We start from the raw sequence: 18,215 nt of genomic DNA, 5'->3' as shown, positions 1-18,215 counted from the left end.
TCCCTGGGGAACGCGCAGTGACTAACTCCCGGATGCCGTGAATGTTCCGGCTTGTCACCCATTCGACCTCGGCCCGGCGGGCCGCTTGCACGCACACAACGTCACCGACAAGATGCGGTGCGTCACCAACCGTGCGGGCTCACCCGAGAGCCCGGTCCGCCAGGAAAGGTCGTGCGCGTGCATCCGGAGGGCTCAGAGGACTCGGCGGAGAACGACCGGGCCGTGGCCGTCGTCGGGGCGGCCTGCCGGCTGCCCGGCGGCATCGGCGACCTGGCGGCGCTGTGGGAGGCCCTGGAGCAGGGCCGGGACCTGATCACGCGGGTGCCGGAGGACCGTTTCGAGACGGCCCGCTTCGTGGACCCGTCGGCGCCGCGGCCCGGCAAGAGCCGTACGGCGGCGGGCGGGTTCCTGGACGACATCGCGGGCTTCGACGCGGACTACTTCGGCATCTCGCCCAGGGAAGCGGCGCAGATGGACCCCCAGCAGCGGCTGCTGCTGGAGCTGACGGCCGAGGCCCTCGACGACGCCGCGATCGACCCGGCGGCGCTGGCCGGTTCGGACACCGCCGTGTTCGTGGGGATCTCCGACACCTCCTACGGCGCGCAGCAGATGCTGCGGATCGAGGGCGTCGACGCCTACACCATGGCGGGCGGCGCGGCGTCGATCGCGGCGAACCGGGTCTCGTACGCCTTCGACCTGCGCGGCCCGAGCATGGCCGTCGACACCGCGTGCTCCTCGGCGCTGGTGGCGCTGGACCGGGCCTGCCGCACGCTGCGCGAGGGCACCAGCCGCACGGCCGTGTCCGCGGGCGTCAACGTCCTGCTCAGCCCCTATCCGTTCGTCGGGTTCTCCCAGGCGTCGATGCTGTCGCCGCGCGGGAGGTGCGCGGCGTTCTCCGCCGCGGCCGACGGCTATGTGCGGGCGGAGGGCGGCGGGGTGGTGGTCCTGAAGCTGCTGCGGGACGCGCTGGCCGACGGGGACCGCGTCCACGGGGTGATCCTGGCGACGGCCGTGGGCAGCGACGGCCGGACGGCGGGGCTGTCGCTGCCGAACCCGCGGGCGCAGGAGGCCCTGTTGACGTCGGTGTACGCGCAGGCCGGCGTGGATCCCGACGAGGTGGTCTACCTGGAGGCGCACGGGACCGGGACCCCCGCCGGGGACCCGGCCGAGTGCGAGGCCGTCGGCCGGGCGCTGGGGACGCGGCGCCGGCGGGGGGCGCTGCCGGTGGGTTCGGTCAAGTCCAACCTGGGTCATCTGGAGCCGGCTTCGGGAATGGCCGGGCTGCTCAAGGCGCTCCTGGTGCTGCGGCACCGCAGGATCCCGGCCACGCTGCACGCCCTGCCGCTCAGTCCGGGGATCGACTTCGCGGGCCTGGGGCTGGCCCCGGCCACGGAGGCGCGGCCGGTCGACGGCGACGCGGGGCGGCCGGTGGTGGGCGTCAACTCGTTCGGCTTCGGGGGCGCGAACGCCCACGCGGTGGTCGCCGCCGCGCCGCCGCCCCCGCCGCGTGCCCGGCGGGCGGGGACCCGTCCGCGGACGCTGCCGTTCCTGGTCTCCGCGCGGACGCCCGAGGCGCTGGCGCAGGCGGCGGCGCGGGCCGCGGAGCAGCTGGCGCGGGCGCGGCCGGACGACTTCTACGATCTCGCGCACACCAGTTGCGCGCGCCGCGGGAAGCACCCGTTGCGCGCGGCGGTGGTGGCGGGCGGCCCGCGGGAGGCCGCGCAGGCGCTGGCGCGGCTCGCCCCGCGCGCCGCGCTCCCCCCGCAGTCGCCGGCGGCGGTGCCGGCCGTGGAAGCGGTCACGGGGGAGGCGGTCCGGCACGGCCGGATCGCGTTCGCGTTCTGCGGCAACGGGGCCCAGTGGGCGGGCATGGGGGCCGACCTGCTGGCGGACCCCGTCTTCCGGTCGGCGGTCGAGGCCGTGGACGAGGAGCTCGCGCCGCGCGTGGGGTGGTCGGTGGTCAAGGAGCTCGCCGAGTCCTCGCCCGAGCGCCTGCGGGCCACGGAGGTGGCCCAGCCGCTGCTGTTCGCGCTGCAGACCGGTCTGGTGGCCGTGCTCCGCGCCCACGGCATCACGCCGTCGGCCGTGCTGGGCCACAGCGTCGGCGAGGTGGCGGCCGCGCACGCGGCCGGGGCGCTCGGGCTCGGCGAGGCGGCGTGGGTGATCGCCGAACGCAGCCGTGCGCAGGCGCCGCTGGCGGGCTGCGGGCGGATGGCGGCCGTGGGCATGTCCCGCGAGCAGGCCGGGGAGTTGCTGGCCGGGTATCCGGGGCTGGAGGTGGCGGGGGTCAACTCCCGCCGGGACGTGACGGTCGCGGGGCCGCAGAAGCAGCTGTACCGGCTGCTGGGCGACCTGGCGGGGCGGGGCGTGGTGTGCGCCGAACTCGACCTGGACCACGCGTTCCACAGCGCGGCCATGGATGCGCTGCGCGCTCCCCTGCACGCCGCCCTCGACGGGCTGGTCCCCTCCCCCGTGCAGGTGCCGCTGCTGTCCACCGTCACGGGCAAGCCGCTGGAGGGGCCCGAGCTGGACGCGGACTACTGGTGGCGCAACGTCCGCGAGCCGGTGCTGTTCTCCGACGCCGTCGAGGGGGCCCTGGAACAGGGCGCCGACATCTTCCTGGAGATCGGCCCGCAGCCGGTCCTGCAGAGCTACCTGCGCCGCATCACCGCCGGTCATCCGGCGCCCGGGCCGCGGGCGGTGGCCCGTACGCTGCGCAAGGGCGACGACGGCGTGCGGGCGATGCGCACCGCGGTGGCCGGGCTGCTCGCCGCCGGGGCCCGGGCCGACTGGGACGCGCTCTTCCCGCGCCCGGGCCGGGTGGCGTCCCTGCCGGCCTACCCCTGGCAGCGCGAACGGCACTGGAGCGGCGGGCCGGAGTCGTGGGTGCGCAGCAGCGGCGACGGCCGCACGGAGCACCCGCTGCTGGGCGAGCGCATGCCGGCCCCGCTGCCGGTGTGGCACGGCGCCGTCGAGCCGGCCCGGCTGCCGTGGGCCGCGGACCACCGGCTCGGCGGGTCCGTCGTGATGCCCGCGACGGCCTACGTGGAGATGGCGCTGGCGGCGGGTCGCCGGGTGCTGGACACCGCGGTGGAGGCCGACCACCTGGAGTTCGTGCGGCCGTTGTTCGTGCCGTGGGGCGAGCCGGGCACGGTGCACACGCAGGTGTCGTTCGACCCCGAGGACGGGGTGGTGCTGATCAGCAGCACGGACGACCAGACCACGGGGCAGAGCCGGCACGCGCGCGGGCGCGTGCGGGCCCGGTGGGGCCGGCCCCCGGCGCCGGCGGACCTGGCCGGTGCGCGGGCCCGCTGCGGCCGCCGGGTGAGCGGTGAGGAGCACTACCGGCGGGTCGGTGAGGCCGGGCTCGGCTACGGGCCGTCCTTCCGGGTGCTGACGGAGCTGTGGGTGGGCGAGGGCGAGGTCGTCGCGGCCTACGGCGACCACGGGCCCCTGGACGGGCTGGAGCTCAGCCCGGCCCTGCTGGACGGCGCGGTGCAGGCCGGAGCGCCGCTGCTGGACGACGAGATCCTCGCGGGGCACACGTACTTGCCGACGGCGATGGACGCGGTCCGCGTCTGGCGCGCTCCGGCGGCCGAGGGCGCGGTCCACGTGCGCGAGCGCGGGCGGACGGCGACGGAGGTGTGCTGGGACATCGCGCTCACCGACGCGGACGGCACGGTCGCCGTGGAGCTCCGGGGGTGCCGGATGCGCCGTCTGACCGGGGTGCGGCGCACGCCGGTGACCCGTCAGGAGACGGTGCTGCGGGCCGCTCCGCCGCCCGGCGGCCCGCAGGAGCCCCTGGCCGGGCCGACGCCGCGACGGCTCGCCGAGCGGGCGGCGGGCCGGATCCTGGCCCTGCGCCGCGACTGGCGCTCGGCCGGCTACCCGCGCTACGCCGCCCGGGTGCAGGAGGCGGCGGCCCACGCCTACGCCGCCGCGCTCGGCGGTCTCCTGCCGGAGGGGTCCGGCTCGTTCACGGTGGGCGACCTGGTCGCGGGCGGGATGCTGCCGAGGCACCGGCAGGCGATGGAGCTGATGCTGGCCGCGATGACGGAGTACGGGCTGGCGCGGCAGGAGCCGGACGGCCGCTGGCTGCGGCAGGGCGAGCCCCGGTGCGCGATCGGCATGCTGCGCGAGGCACTGCGGGAGCAGCCAGCGTACTCCACCGAACTCAGCCTGCTCGTACGCCAGTTCCTGCACCTCGGCGAGGTCCTGAGGGGGGCGCGCGACCCGCTGGACCTGCTGGGGGCCGAGGGCGCCGCATCGCCCCTCGAACGGTTCCACGACGTGGCGCCGGTGCTGCGCTTCCACAACCGCGTCGCGCAGGCGCTGGTGCGGGAGGTCGTGGCGGCCCTGCCGGCCGGCCGGCCGCTGCGGGTGCTGGAGATCGGCGCGGGCACCGGCGGGCTCACCGCGGCCCTGCTGCCGCTGCTTCCGGCCGACCGCACCCGCTACCTCTTCACGGACGTGTCGCCGTCGTTCTTCGCGCGGGCCCGGCAGCGCTTCGCCCCGTACGACTTCGTGGACTACCGCACCTTCGACGTCGACGCCGACCCGGCGGGCCAGGACCTGCCCGCCGGCGGTTTCGACCTGGTGGTCGCGGCGAACTCGCTGCACGCGAGCGGTGATCTGGAAGCGGCCGTGCACCGGGTGGCGTCGCTGACCGCCCCGGGCGGCCGGCTGCTGGTGCTGGAGAGCCACGACCCGCTGCTCCTGCTGCCGTTCTTCGGCACGCTGGAGGGCTTCCGGCACCGCACGGACACCGGGCTGCGGCCCCGCTCCCCGCTGCTCGGCCGCGAGGAGTGGAGCGCGCTGCTCGAACGGTGCGGCTTCACGGGCACCGTGCGGACCGGTGACGACGCCGACCCGGCCCGCGAGGACTTCTCGGTGTTCCTGGCCGCCCGTACGGACCTGCCGGTGCGGGCCCCGGCGCTGCCCGCCGCGGGCATCGGCACCGACTGGGTCCTGGCGGCCGAGACCCCGGAGGAGAGCGGGCTGGTGGGGGCCACGGCGGGCGTGCTGCACGCGGCCGACGCCGCGGAGGTGCACACCACCGTCGCCGGCGAGGACCCCGGCGCGTGGGCCGCACTGCTCTCCCGGGAAACGGTCATCGTACTGGTGCTGGCACCCGCCGGCACCGGCGACGTGGTGGAGCGGACGACGCGGCGCAGCGCCGTGCTGCGCGCCCTGGCCGTGGCGTGCGGGCGGCGGGCCGGCGGGAGCGTCTCCCTGTGGCTCGTGACGCGGCCCTGCGGGGCCCTGCCGGAGCCCGGATCCCCCGGAGCCGATCCCCTTGATCCCGCCGATGCCGCCGCCTGGGGCGTGGCGCAGTGCCTGGGCAACGAGCACACGGCGCTGACGACGCGCCGGGTGTCCCTGGCGCGCAGCGGCGACACGGCGGCCGACGCCGACCGCCTCGCCCGGGAGCTCCTCGCCCCGTCGCAGGAGACCGAGGTCGTCCTCACGAGCTGCGGCGGCCGGTTCGTCCCGCGCGACCGGGAGTTCCCCCGGCCCCTCGTGGACTCGTCGGCCGTCGGCGCGTTCGCCCTGGAGGTCCGCGACCCGGGACTGTCCTTCCGGCCGGCCTGGGCGGAGGCGCGGCGGCCGGCACCCGGGCCCGGGCAGGTCCTGGTCGCCGTGCGTGCGGCCGCGCTGAACTACCACGACGTGGTCCTGGCCACCGGTGCCCTGGCCGGCGAGGAATCCGCCGACGGGCGCTTCGAGGCGGTGTACGGGCTGGAGTGCGCGGGGACGGTCGCGGCCGTCGGACCGGGCGTCAGGGGATTCGCCGTGGGCGAGCGGGTGTTCGCCAGCGGATCCGGCTGCCTGGCCTCGCACGTGGTGACCTCCGCGGACGCCGTGGCCCCGATGCCCGGCACGATGGGCTTCGCCGAGGCGGCCACCCTGCCCGCGGTGTTCCTGACCGTCCACTACGGCCTGGGGTGGCAGGCCGGGCTGTCCGCCGGGGAGACCGTGCTCGTGCACGGCGGGGCGGGGGGCGTGGGCCTCGCGGCGCTGCAGTACGCGCGCCTGCACGGGGCGCAGGTCATCGCCACCGCCGGCAGCCCCGCCAAGCGCGACCTGCTGCGCGCCCTGGGCGTCGAGCACGTCCTGGACTCGCGCAGCCTGGCCTTCGCCGCCCGGGTGCGGGAGCTCACCGGCGGGCGCGGCGTCGACGTCGTCCTCAACTCCCTCGCCGGCGAGGCCGTCTCCCGCAGCCTGGAGCTGCTCCGGCCGGGCGGCCGCTTCGTCGAGCTCGGCAAGCGCGACATCCTGGAGAACAACCGGCTGCTGCTGCGCCCCTTCGAGCGCGACCTCGCGTTCTTCGGCGTCAACCTCCTCGCGCTGCTGGCCGACCCGCAGCGGGCGGCCCGGCTGTTCGCCGAGGTCCGGGAGCGCATCCGGGCGGGCGACTACCGGCCGCTGCCGCACACGGTCTTCCCCGCCGCCCGCGCCGAGGACGCCTTCCGGCTCCTGCAGCACTCCCGCCACATCGGCAAGGTCGTCGTCTCCTTCGACCCGCTCGACGAGCCCGTCCTGGTCGAACCCCGGGCGCGGACCCCGCGCTTCGACCCCGGCGCCACGTACCTCGTCACCGGAGGCCTCGGCGGCTACGGCGCGGCCACCGCGCACTGGCTCGCCGACCACGGCGCCCGCCGGCTGGCCCTCGTCGGGCGCAGGGGGGCGCGCACCCCGGGCTGCGAGGCGCTGCTCGCGGACCTGGAGCGGCGCGGCGTGCAGGCCGTGCCCCACGCGGCGGACGTCGCCGACCTTCCGTCCATGCGGCGGCTCGTGGAGGAGATCGACGCGAGCGGGCACCGGCTGCGCGGCGTGGTGCACTGCGCGATGCACCTCGACGACGCCCCGCTGGACGAACTGACCGACGACCGCTTCCGTGCCGTCCTGGCCCCCAAAGCCGCCGGCGGGGCCGTGCTCGACACCCTCACGCGCGGCCGGGAGGACCTGGAGCTGTTCCTGGTGTTCTCCTCCGTCGCCGCACGCGTCGGGCAGGTCACCCAGGCCCCCTACGCCGCGGGCAACCTCTTCCTCGAAGCACTGGTCCGCCGGCGCCGGCGGGACGGCGAGCCCGGCCTGGCCGTGGGCTGGGGGGTCCTCGGCGGCACCGGCTACGTGGCCCGCCACGGCCTCGCCCCCGCCCTGGAGAGCGGCGGCCTGGAGGCGCTCTCCCCGCGCGAGGTGTTCGACGCGGCCGGCGTGCTGCTGGGCGACGGCACGGACGTCGCGGGCGTCGGCCGCTGCAACTGGGCGCGCCTGCGCGCCTGCCTGCCCGGCCTCGCCGCCCCCCGCTACCGGCAGCTCGTGCCCGAACCCGACGAGGAGACGGGCCGCACCCACGCGGAGGTCGTCCGCGCCCTCGCGGCGATGCCGCCCGCGGACGCGCTGCGCACGATCACCGGGCAGCTGGTGCGGATCCTCGCCGACGTCCTCCACCTCGACCCGGCACGGATCGACCCGGGCCGGCGCATCGAGGAGTACGGCGTGGACTCCCTCATGGCCGCCGAGTTCCTCGCCACGCTGCACCGGCACTTCGACGTCCGGGTGCCGCCCATGGAGCTGATGCGCGGCGGCGGCACGGCCGCCGACATCGCGCGCATCGTCCACCTGCGGCTGGGCCCCGGCGCGGGCGCCGCCAGCCCGCGGCCCCCGGCGCCCGGCCCGGCCGCGCCCCTCCCGGAGGTCCCCGCGCAGCCCGGGCCCGCCGCGGACCCCGCGGAACAGGCACCGCCGTGCTGACGTCCCTCGCCCGCTTCGCCGCGCGCCGGTGCCGCACGGTCCTCGTCCTGGCCGCGCTGGCCGCCGTGGCCTGCGGGCTGTTCGGCCACGGCGTGGCGGCCCGGCTGGCGGGCGGCGGCTGGACGGCGCCCGGCTCGCCCTCGGCCCGCGCCGAGGCCCTGCTGACCGGCCGGTTCCACGCGGGCGCGCCCGACGTCGTCCTGCTGGCCCGCGCCCCGGACTCGGTCGACGCGCCCGCGGCCCGCGCGGCGGGCCTGGCCCTCGTCGGCCACCTGTGCGGCGAGCGGGGGGTCACCGGCGTGGACTCCTACTGGACCGGCCCCGTCACGCGCGGCTCCTGCCCCACGGCGGGAACCGGCGGCAGCAGCGTGGACGACGTCGCGCTGCGCTCGGCCGACGCCCGCACCGCGCTCGTGTCGGTGCGCCTGGAGGGCGGCGGGCGCAGCACACGGGCGGCCGTCGAACGCCTCCTGCCCGCCGCCACCGCGCCCCGCGCTCCCCTCCGGGTGCAGGTCACCGGGCACGCCGTCCTCGACCGGGCCCTGGAGCGCTACAGCGAACGCGATCTGCTGCGGACCGAACTCCTCGCCGTCCCCGCCACCTTGCTGCTCCTGCTGTTCGTCTTCGGGAGCGCCGCCGCGGCCTGCCTGCCGCTCGCCGTGGGCGCGGTCGCGGTGGCCGGGACGCTGGCCGTGCTGCGCGCCCTGACCGCCGTGACGGAAGTGTCGACGTTCGCGCTGAACATCACGGTTGCGGTGGGGCTCGCGCTCGCCATCGACTACAGCCTCTACCTGGTGGCGCGCTACCGCGAGGAGATCGCCGCGGGGCGGCCCCCGGAAGAGGCCGTGCAGGCCGCGGTCCGTACGGCCGGGCGGATCGTGGTCGTCTCGGCGGCGGCCGTGGCGCTCTGCCTGCTCGGCCTGCTGCTGTTCCCGCTGTACATCCTGCGCTCGATGGCCTACGCGGGGGTCAGCGTGGTGCTGCTCGCGGCCGCCGCGGCCCTGCTGCTCGTCCCGGCGGCACTGTCCTGCTTCCCCCGGGCGATCGGCCGGGGCGACCTGTTCGCGCGGTGGCGCCGCCCGCCGGACCGGGCGGGGGACGGCTGGCGGCGGCTGGCCCTGCGGGTGATGCGCCGTCCGCTGCTGGTCACGGCCGTCACCGCAGGGGCCCTGCTCATTCTCGCGCTCCCCTTCCGCCAGGTCGCCTTCGGCTTCAGCGACGACCGGGTGCTGCCCCGCGACGCCCCCGAGGTGCGGGCCACCCGCGAACTGCGCGACGGCTTCCCCCAACTGCGCAACCCCGTCGAAGTGGTCCTGCCGGGATGGCGGCCCGACGGCCGCGGCCGGGTCGCGGAGCTGGACGCCTACGCGCGGCGGCTGTCGGTCCTCCCGGGCGTCCTGGCCGTGCGGACCGCGACCGGCTCGTACGTCCAGGGCCAGGACGTCCCGCTCGCCTGCGCGGCCGGGGCGGCCCCCGCGCCGGGTGCCCTGCCGGGCTGCCCGGCCCTGCGGAACTTCACCTCGCCCGCCGGCACCTGGCTCGCGGTCAGCGGCACGGCCGGCCCCTACGCCCCGGAGTCCGCCGCGCTCGTCGGCAAGCTGCGGGCGACCCGGGCGCCCGCCCCGGTCCTCGCCGGCGGACCGACGGCGCAGTTCCGGGACGCCCGCGACGTGCTCGCGCAACGGCTGCCGTGGGCCCTGGGCGCGATGGCCACTGCCACGTTCCTGCTGCTCCTCGCGTTCACCCGGAGCGTGTTCCTGCCGCTGAAGGCGCTCGCGGTCAACCTCCTCAGCCTGACCGCGTCGTTCGGCGCCATGGTGTTCGTCTTCCAGCAGGGCCACCTGAGGTGGCTGGTCGGCGACTTCACGACCACGGGCACGATCAGCATCGTCGTGCCCGTGATCACGTTCTGCCTCGCCTTCGGGCTGTCCCTGGACTACGAGATCCTGCTGCTGGCCCGGATCGGCGAGGCCCACGCCCGCACCGGCGACACCGTGCGGGCCACGGCCGCGGGACTCCGGGCGGCGGGCCCCCTGTTCACCGCCTCCGCCGCCCTCGTCCTGGTCGTCCTGCTCGCCCTGGCCACGGCCGAGGTCGCCCTCGTGAAGCTCCTCGCCGTCACGACCGCCCTGTCGGTCGTCCTGGACACGGTGGCGATCCGTCCGCTCCTCGTGCCCGCCGTGATGCGACTGGCCGGCCGCGCCAACTGGTGGCTGCCGGCCCTGCCCCGGCGCGGAGCGCGCCCCGCGCTGCCGGAGCCGTCCCCTTCCGAGCTCTCCTGAACCCGGCGTCAGGCACCGTGCAGAGCAGGCACGAGCAGGTCCGCCGCGAAGTCCCCGGCCGAGCGGGGCGCGCGGCCGAGCACGCGCTGCACGCCGTCGCCGAGACGGGCCACACCCTCCCGGCGGTAGTTCGCGTACAGTCCCTGCAGGCCGTCGATGACCTGCGGCGTGACTCCGCGGTCCGCGAGCGCCGCCCGCCACGCGCCGTCGAGCGGCACGTCGGCGTACCGCACCGGCCTGTTCAGCACGGCGCCGAACCGGTCGCAGAGCTCCGGCAGCGTCAGCGCCTCGGGCCCGCTGACCTCGATCTCACCGCCGACCGGGCGCGCGGCCAGGAGCTCGGCGACCGCGACCTCCGCGATGTCCCGGGCGTCCACGTAGCCCCGGGCGCCCGGGCCGGCCGGGTCGGGCAGCGTTCCCCCGGCGATCGACGCCGCTGCCGGGAGGAAGTTCTGCAGGAAGCGGTCGGGCTGCAGCACGGTCAGCTCCCGGACACCGGCGCTCCGCAGCCGCTCGGCGATCGTGTCGTGGACGCCGGTGACCGCGTCCGGAACGCATCCGGGGCCGGCGAAACGGCGGGCGCCGAGCTTGACGATCCGGTGCACGCCGGCCTCGGCGGCGGCCGCGCCCAGGGCCGTCTCGGCGGCCACCTGGTCCTCGGCGAAGGGGTGCGCGAGATAGAGCCGGTCCACGCCGGCGACCGCCCGCCGGGCGTCGGCCGCGTCCGTGGCGCTCCCTCGGACGACCTCGCCCCGGACCCTGCCGAGCGCCTCGGCGCCCGCCCGGGACCGGACGAGGAAGCGCACGTCGCTCCGGTCGCGCAGCGCTTCGGTCACGTAGCGACCCACCGTGCCGTTCGGTGTGGTGACCAGAATGGTCATGGCTCTCCTCCGCGCACGCGATCAAGGTTCCCTCCCGCCCAACGGCCCCCGGTTCCACCGCATTCCCGGTGGCCGGTCCCCTCCGGCTTCCGCGCCGGCGTTTCCTCGGGTGCGTCCGCTCGTTGATCCGGCATTAGCCATCCCGGGGGCATGCGAACGGAGAGACCCGTGCGAGTGACCGACATCCAGCGGTGCGAGATCCGGCCCGGCCGGCTCGTGGAGTGGACCCTGCACCGGACGGCCGTCGAGGCCGCGCTGGAGCTGCCGGACGACTGCCGTCCGCCCGCGTACGTGCAGGAGTCCCACGTGCGGACGGCGCGATCGGTGCGCCGGGACGGCCTGTTCGTGCCGACCTGGCTCGGCACGGCCTTCGACATCCCGGGCGAAGTCGATCTCGACGTCCTCCAAGTCGCGCTGCGGGCCTGGACACTTCGTCACGAGACGCTGCGCAGCGGCTTCCGCTGGGCGGGCGACGAGATGCGGCGCTTCACGCTGGACGCCGGTGCCGTCGTGCTGCACCGCGAGGACGTGGGTCACTTCTCCGACGCGGAGACGCTGACCCGGTACCTGCAGGACCGCTTCGACGCCGCGGCGGACGCGCTCAGCTGGCCGAACTTCATCTTCGCGGCCGTCGTCCGGGACGACGGCACCAGCGTCTACATGGCCTTCGACCACAGCAACGTCGACTCGTACTCGATCCAGCGCATCACCGCCGAGATCCACGAGCTCTACGCCGCCGCCCTCGCCGGACGGGCCGTGGACGCGGCACCGGCCGCCAGCTACGTCGACTTCTGCGCGACCGAGCGCACGGACGCCGACCGGATCGACGACACGCACGCGATCGTGGCCCGCTGGCGGGAGTTCATCGCCCGGTGCGACGGGAAGCTGCCGAACTTCCCCGTCGACCTCGGCCTCGACCCCGAAGGGCCGCTGCCGACCCAGAAGTTGCTGCACGAGATGCTCGTGGACGACGCGGACGCGGCCGCCTTCGAGGCGTACTGCCGCCCGTACGGCGGAAGCCAGGTGGGCCTCCTCGCGGCCGTCGGCCTCATCGTGCGCGAGATCGGCGGAGTGCAGGTGTACCGCACGGTCGTGCCGTTCCACACCAGGGCGAAGTCCCAGTGGTCGGACTCGGTGGGCTGGTACGTGGGCGGCGCGCCGATCGAGGTTCCCGTGGCGCGGGCGACGGACTTCGACGGTGCGCTGGAGATGGTCCGGGCCGCGCTGCGGGAGAACAGGCTGCTGGCACGGATGCCCATCGCCCGCGTCCTCCACCTGCTGGGCTCCGACTTCCGGCCCACGTCCCCGGACCTGTACTCGATCATGTCGTTCGTCGACACGCGCGGCATGCCGGGGTCGGAGCGGTGGCAGGAGCTCAAGGCGTACGGGCTGGTCCGGGTGTCCTACGGCGACCAGGTGTGCGCGTGGATCACCAGGCTCCACGAGGGCCTGCAGTTCGCCGCCCGGCATCCGGACACCGATGCCGCCTACAAGAACATGCGGCTGTGCGTCGAGCGGCTGCGGGAGCTCATCGTCGCCGTGGCGCGGCGGGAACTGGTCACCTGTGGCCCGGTCACCGGAGCGCAGGCTCGGTGACGCGTCTCCGGCCGCCCGGACGCACCACGGCCGTCGTCGCGCTCGCCGCGGCGCTGACCCCTGCCGCGGCCCTGCCGGCCCGGGCCGGCGGCGACGCCCTCCCGCGCAGTTGCATCGCGTCGTGGTACGGCGCACCGGAGGAGCGGCTCGACGGCTGGCCCACCGCCAGCGGCGAGCCGTTCGACCCGGAGGCGATGACGGCCGCGAGCCGCGACCTGCCGTTCGGGACCCGCGTGCGGGTCACGAACGCCGGGACGGGGGATTCGGTCATGGTGCGGATCAACGACAGGGGGCCGCGTGACGCGCGCCGCTGCATCGATCTGACCCGGGGTGCGTTCGGTGAGATCGCCGCCCTCAGCGAGGGACTCGTACGGGTGAATCTGGCACCGTCACTCGTACGGTAGTATTCCTTTCGCGCCGCTAGCTCAGTTGGTTAGAGCGGCTGACTCTTAATCAGCAGGTCCGGGGTTCGAGTCCCTGGTGGCGCACTGGAGAGCGAGGCCCCCGCCGGATGGCGGGGGCCTCTTCCGCTGTCCGGGCGCACCGGTCAGCTCGTCTGCGCCTGCTCGTAGAGGTCCTGGGCCTCGTTGCCGAAGTACGGTCCGAACATCGTGTTCGGCAGGAACGTGTACCCGAAGCTGTTCACCGAGGCCTGCAGGCCGGTGCCGGTGGCCTCGTCGAACGACGCGAACCAGGGCCCGCCGCTGGAGCCGCCGGTCATGTTGCAGCTCAGCCCGTGGTCCTTGGTGAGCAGGAAGTCCTTGGTGGAGTTCCCGCTGCAGTGGATGAGCTTGGTGCCGTCGTACGGGGCCGCCGCGGGGAACCCGAAGGCGTACATGGGCTTGTTGTAGTCGCCGTTGAACCGCAGGCCCTGACCGCCCACGGCGTCGCCGAGCCGCTTGCCGTCGAGCGGGGCGACGACCGCGGCGCCGATGTCGTAGTTCATGTCCTCACTGGCCGTCCACTGGGGCGTGGAGAGCGTCTTGGTGGCCGCCCAGGTGCCGTAGGGCTTCTGCCCGTCGTGGTAGCCGGGGACGAAGGTCCAGTTGGTGTGCCAGTTGCCCTGGTATTTGACGCAGTGCCCGGCCGTGATCACGGTGCTGCCGTTGCGGCTGGTGACGGCGTCGCCCGAGCAGGAGGCGTTGCGGCCCTGCATGGTGAAGAACACCCGGCCCGAGGTCTTCGTGACGGCGCCCCCGCCGGTCCACGGCCCGCCCTGCTGGGGGAAGGACGCGAGGGTGCCGGCCGCCGGGGCGGTGGCGGCTACCGTGCGGACCTCGCCCCGGGCGGCCGGAGCGGAGGCGGAGAGCGTGCCGGGGGCCGCCGCGGGCAGGTCGAGCGGCGCGGCCGCGCGCATCCGCTCGGGGGTCCAGTAGTCGCTGACGGCCTGCTGGTCGGCCGGGGCGGCGGCCGCGGTGTGCACGGCGGGCGCCGCGGCCCGGCCCGGGGCGGTTCCGGCCGCCGCGGCCTGCGTGCCCGCGGTGACCAGGGCGCAGGCGGCCAGCAGCACACCTGCGGTCGTACGTCGGGATCGTCTCACGCGTACTCCTTCCACGCGTACTTCCTGCTGCGCGTACGTTCTTCTGCGCGTACGCCCTTCTGCGGTGCGGATACGGCGAGTTGGCGGCGAGCGGGCTGAGCGGGGGTGCGTGGGGCAGGGTGCCACGAGAACCCAACTATTGACAGGGGCGCGTCAAGAGTGAGGTGTTCGCCGGATGTGACGACCGGTCAGAAAGACCACGTTCGAGTGGATTAAGGGCGTTCACCCGTATCGCGTTCGCGCCATGCGTCATCGTGCAGACGATCACCGTCCGAAACCGGCCGTCACCACCCGCAACCAAGGGGATTCACGTTGTCCGCCGAGACCACCGAGGTACATGAGGAATTACGCTTCCGTTCCCCGACCCTGACCGCCTTCCAGAAGAGCCCGCTCACCGCCCGCGCGATGGGCCGGCGCCTGCCCCGGCTCGTCCGCAAGGCGCTGGGCCTCGCCTGGCGCGTGGACAGACGCGCCGTCCTCGCCCTCCTCGCCTGCCAGCTGCTGTCCGGCGCCTTCGAGGCCTTCGGCCTCCTCGCCACCAGCAGCACCATCACCGCCCTCATCACCTCGGGCCACATGCAGGACCGGCTCGTGGACGCCCTGCCCTCCATCGGCCTCCTCGCCGGCGCCGCCGGGACCCGGGCCCTGCTCGCCATCGCCGTCAGCAACATCTCCAGCCGGCTGGCCCCCCGGATCTCCCGCGAGGCCGAGCTGCAGATGCTGGACGCGGCGATCAACGCCGAGCTCGCGGCCTACGACCACCCCGGCTTCAACGACAAGCGCGAGGCCGCGGACCGCGGCGCCGACGTCGCGCAGGACCTGCTGACCGAGTCCCAGGACCTCATGGCCTGCCTCGCCTCGCTCGTCGCCGCGGCCGGCGTGGTCACGCTCCTGCACCCGCTCCTGCTGCCGCTCCTGCTGCTGGCCACCCTCCCGCAGGGCATCGCGAGCGTGAAGGCCGCCCGGGTCCACTACCAGACCTCCCGCGCGCTGAGCGCGGACCGCCGGGTGCTCAGCCACCTGCGCTGGCACGTCACCGACAAGATCTTCGCCGACCAGCTGCGCTCGGGCACCATGGCCGGATTCCTCCTCGGCCGCTACCGCCAGGTCGGCGACCGCATCCACACCGCCACCGACCGGGCCGTCCACCAGGGCACCCGCTACGCCCTCGCCGGCGCCGTGGCCGGCGGGATCGCCTCCGGCCTCGTATGGGGGGCGCTCGCCCTCCTGCTCGGCACGGGCCGCATGTCGCTCGCCTCGGCCGGCACGGCGGTCTTCGCCCTGCGCTCGGTCGGCTCGTCCCTGCGGGGCATGGTCGGCTACGGCGCGCGCCTCTTCCGCACCGGCCTCTACCTCGACGACTGGGCCGAGTTCATCGACGAGGCCGGCGGCCACCGGATGCAGCGCGGCACCCTCGCCCCCGCGCCGCCCCGGGCCGTCCGGGCCGAGTCCCTCACCTTCTGCTACCCCGGCTCGGACCGCCCGGCACTGCAGGACGTCAGCCTGGAGGTGCAGCGCGGCGAGGTCCTGGCCCTGGTGGGGGAGAACGGCTCGGGCAAGACCACCCTCAGCAAGCTCCTGACCGGCCTCTACCTGCCCACCGGCGGCAAGGTCACCTGGGACGGAGTCGGCACGGGCGAGTTCGCCCCGCAGGCGCTGTGGCGGCAGACCGCCGTCGTCCCGCAGGACTTCGCCCGCTGGCCCCTGTCCGCCCGCGACAACATCACCCTCGGGCAGGCCCACGAAGGGGACGGCGTCATCCTCGAAGCGGCCGCGCACGCCGGCGCCGACGAAGTCGTCAAGGAGCTCCGCAGCGGGCTCGACACCCTCCTCGCCCGCGAGTGGTTCGGCGGGGTGGAGCTCTCCGGCGGCCAGTGGCAGCGCATCGCCATCGCCCGCGCCTTCCACCGCCCGGCCGGCCTGCTCGTCATGGACGAACCCACCAGCGCCCTGGACGCCCGGGCCGAGCACCGCATCTTCGCGGGGCTGCGCAAGGTCGCCCAGGAGCGGGCCGTCGTCCTCGTCACCCACCGCCTGGCCAACGTGGCCGTCGCCGACCGCATCGTGGTCCTCGACCACGGACGGGTCATCCAGCAGGGCACCTTCGCCGAGCTCGTCGAGGCCCCCGGCCTCTTCCGGGAGCTGTGGTCCCTGCAGTCCGACCGCGGCGTCCCCGCGGCGCACGAGAAGGCGGACCCCGCCGTGCGCTGACCGCCCCGCACCGCCTGCACCACAGCCGTACCCGCGCCGGAACCGCCGACCCCCGCACAAGGAGGGCTGTCATGACGAAGCGTCCGCCGAGGAAGGGCCGCACGGTGAGAGCCGCACTGGCCGCGCTCCTGACCGCCGCCGCGACGGCAGGGGCCGCGCTGCTGGCTCCTGCCCCGGCAGGCGCCGCCCTCCATGCCCTCCCTGGCGGGCCGGCCGGGTCCGTCGCGCCCGGCGGTGGGCACGAGCGCACCCGGGCCGCCATGGACGCCGCCGTCAAGGCGGGCGTCCCCGGCGTCATCGCCCTCGCCCGCGGCCCGCGCGGCACCTGGCACGGCACCGCAGGCGTCGCCGACCTGCACACCCGGCGCCCCAGGCTGCCCGGGGAGCACTTCCGCGCCGGCAGCATCGTCAAACCCTTCGTCTCGACCGTCCTCCTCCAACTGGAGGCCGAGCACCGGCTCACGCTCGACGACACCGTCGAGAAGTGGCTGCCCGGCCTGGTCCGCGGCCACGGCAACGACGGCCGCAGGATCACCCTGCGCCAGCTCCTCAACCACACCAGCGGAATCCACGACTACACCGCAGACCCCGAAGTCCTGCGGAACCTCACCACCACCGCGTTCCTGCAGCACCGCTACGACAGCTGGACGCCCGAGCAGATCGTGCGGACCGCGACGGCCCACGCCCCGGACTTCCCGCCCGGCACCCGCCACTCCTACAGCCCCACCGGCTACGTCCTCGCCGCCCTCGTGATGGAGAAGGCGACCGGCCGGTCCTACGAGGAGGAGGTGGAGCGCCGCATCATCGCGCCGCTCGGCCTGCACGGAACCCTCCTGCCGCGCCACAAGCGCACGCTCCCGGCCCCCGCCGGACGCAGCTACAGCTGGTTCTCCGACGACCCGGACCGCAGGATGCACGACGTCACCGACCTCGACCCGTCGCTGATCCGGGGCACCGGCGACCTGATCACCACCCCCGCCGACCTCGACCGCTTCCTCACCGCCCTGCTGCGGGGCAGGCTGCTGCCGCCGGCCCAGCAGCGGGAGCTGAAGACGACCGTCCCCACCGGCGAGGACCCGGGCGTGGAATACGGCCTCGGGCTCTTCCACTTCACACTCTGCGGCACGGAGCTGTGGGGCCACACCGGCTTCTTCGTCGGCACCCAGAGCGTCGCCTACGTCTCCGCGGACACCCGGCGCAGCCTCGTCTACCACTTCAACACCGACACCCTGGGCGACACCAGCGCCGCCGGTGACGTGATCAAGGCGGAGTTCTGCCCGGCCGCGACATAGCCGGGCAGAACTCCCGGGTCACGCGCCGCCCATCACCGCGGCGAACGTCTCCGGATCCGCGTCGAACCCCCGAACGGCGCGCCGGCACTCCCACACGCCCCTGCTGTCGCGCACGAACTCCACCACCGTCGCCGCCGTGGCCCCGGCGACCCCGGCGAAGTCGTCCACGACCAGCTCGGTGTACCCCTCGACGACCCGCACCCCGGTGTTGGGCACGTCCCCGAAGGTCTTGCGCCCGCCGTTCTGCTGGACGACCACCCCCACGACGACGCGGGCGTACGAGGACGAGAGCCGGTCGAGCTCCAGCGTCATCACCTCGTCGTCCCCGAAGCCCGCGCCGGTGCGGCTGTCACGGTTGAGGTTGATGGTGCCGTCGGGCGACAACCGGCGGTCGAAGTGCACGAGATAGGCGGCTTTTCCGCGCGGATCCTCCGCGCTGTACGTTCCCGCGATGATGTCGAGGTCATGATCCGGCGCGCCCAGCGGGCTCGGATCCCACTTCAGCGACACCTGCACCTTGCCCAGCCCCTTGCTGAGGCTGCCGCTCGTCTCCTTGTTGAGTCCGCTCACCGGACGTCCCCTCCCGTTCCTTCGTCCTCGTGCCCCTCCACCTTGCCGCCGGAACGGTCCGTGCCGCTACCCCGGGTGAACAGCA

The 18,215-nt window shown here is 75.3% G+C and carries 9 protein-coding genes and 1 tRNA gene; 7 read left to right on the top strand and 3 right to left on the bottom strand.

The features are described 5' to 3' along the window. Nucleotides 1-171 precede the first annotated feature (171 nt). A complete protein-coding gene (locus ACOTKD_RS13880) occupies nucleotides 172-7,758 on the top strand; it encodes an SDR family NAD(P)-dependent oxidoreductase (RefSeq protein WP_424889223.1) in 7,587 nt (2,528 codons plus the stop codon). Further along, nucleotides 7,752-10,040, top strand: a complete 2,289-nt coding sequence (locus tag ACOTKD_RS13875; protein WP_424889222.1) for an MMPL family transporter — start codon at nucleotides 7,752-7,754, stop codon at nucleotides 10,038-10,040. Before ACOTKD_RS13880 ends, ACOTKD_RS13875 begins: the two co-directional genes overlap by 7 nt. Nucleotides 10,041-10,048: 8 nt before the next feature. On the opposite strand, the gene ACOTKD_RS13870 is transcribed toward ACOTKD_RS13875, so the two are convergent. After that, nucleotides 10,049-10,921, bottom strand: coding sequence for an NmrA family NAD(P)-binding protein (locus ACOTKD_RS13870; RefSeq protein WP_424889221.1), 873 nt, complete (start codon nucleotides 10,919-10,921; stop codon nucleotides 10,049-10,051). A gap of 168 nt (nucleotides 10,922-11,089) precedes the next feature. Between ACOTKD_RS13870 and ACOTKD_RS13865 the strand changes: the two genes are divergently transcribed. The 3 genes from ACOTKD_RS13865 to ACOTKD_RS13855 all read left to right on the top strand — a co-directional run bounded on the left by ACOTKD_RS13865 (nucleotide 11,090) and on the right by ACOTKD_RS13855 (nucleotide 13,005). Then, the gene (locus ACOTKD_RS13865) at nucleotides 11,090-12,517 is read left to right on the top strand and encodes a condensation domain-containing protein (protein WP_424889220.1); all 1,428 of its coding nucleotides are present in this window, start codon (nucleotides 11,090-11,092) and stop codon (nucleotides 12,515-12,517) included. Then, nucleotides 12,514-12,921 (top strand): septal ring lytic transglycosylase RlpA family protein, encoded by a 408-nt coding sequence (locus ACOTKD_RS13860; protein ID WP_424889219.1) that lies wholly within the window; start codon nucleotides 12,514-12,516, stop codon nucleotides 12,919-12,921. Before ACOTKD_RS13865 ends, ACOTKD_RS13860 begins: the two co-directional genes overlap by 4 nt. A 10-nt stretch (nucleotides 12,922-12,931) precedes the next feature. Continuing rightward, a tRNA-Lys gene (locus tag ACOTKD_RS13855) sits at nucleotides 12,932-13,005 on the top strand. Between the two features lie 59 nt (nucleotides 13,006-13,064). Here ACOTKD_RS13855 and ACOTKD_RS13850 read toward each other — a convergent pair. Further along, nucleotides 13,065-14,057 (bottom strand): trypsin-like serine peptidase, encoded by a 993-nt coding sequence (locus ACOTKD_RS13850; protein WP_424889218.1) that lies wholly within the window; start codon nucleotides 14,055-14,057, stop codon nucleotides 13,065-13,067. Between the two features lie 405 nt (nucleotides 14,058-14,462). Between ACOTKD_RS13850 and ACOTKD_RS13845 the strand changes: the two genes are divergently transcribed. Beyond that, nucleotides 14,463-16,268 carry an ABC transporter ATP-binding protein gene (locus tag ACOTKD_RS13845; protein WP_424889469.1) on the top strand — a complete coding sequence of 602 codons (1,806 nt, stop codon included), beginning with the start codon at nucleotides 14,463-14,465 and terminating at the stop codon, nucleotides 16,266-16,268. 71 nt (nucleotides 16,269-16,339) lie between these two features. Beyond that, complete coding sequence (locus tag ACOTKD_RS13840) at nucleotides 16,340-17,560, top strand: serine hydrolase domain-containing protein (protein ID WP_424889217.1); 1,221 nt, start codon at nucleotides 16,340-16,342, stop codon at nucleotides 17,558-17,560. Nucleotides 17,561-17,578: 18 nt separating this feature from the next. Here ACOTKD_RS13840 and ACOTKD_RS13835 read toward each other — a convergent pair whose 3' ends face one another. Further along, a complete protein-coding gene (locus tag ACOTKD_RS13835) occupies nucleotides 17,579-18,130 on the bottom strand; it encodes a TerD family protein (protein ID WP_424889216.1) in 552 nt (183 codons plus the stop codon). Nucleotides 18,131-18,215 lie beyond the last annotated feature (85 nt).

This window comes from Streptomyces sp. XH2 (assembly GCF_049725035.1).
GTDB classification, from domain to species: domain Bacteria; phylum Actinomycetota; class Actinomycetes; order Streptomycetales; family Streptomycetaceae; genus Streptomyces; species Streptomyces roseoverticillatus.
Note: the sequence above shows the minus strand (reverse complement) of the source record. Positions and strands in the feature narration are given on the sequence as shown.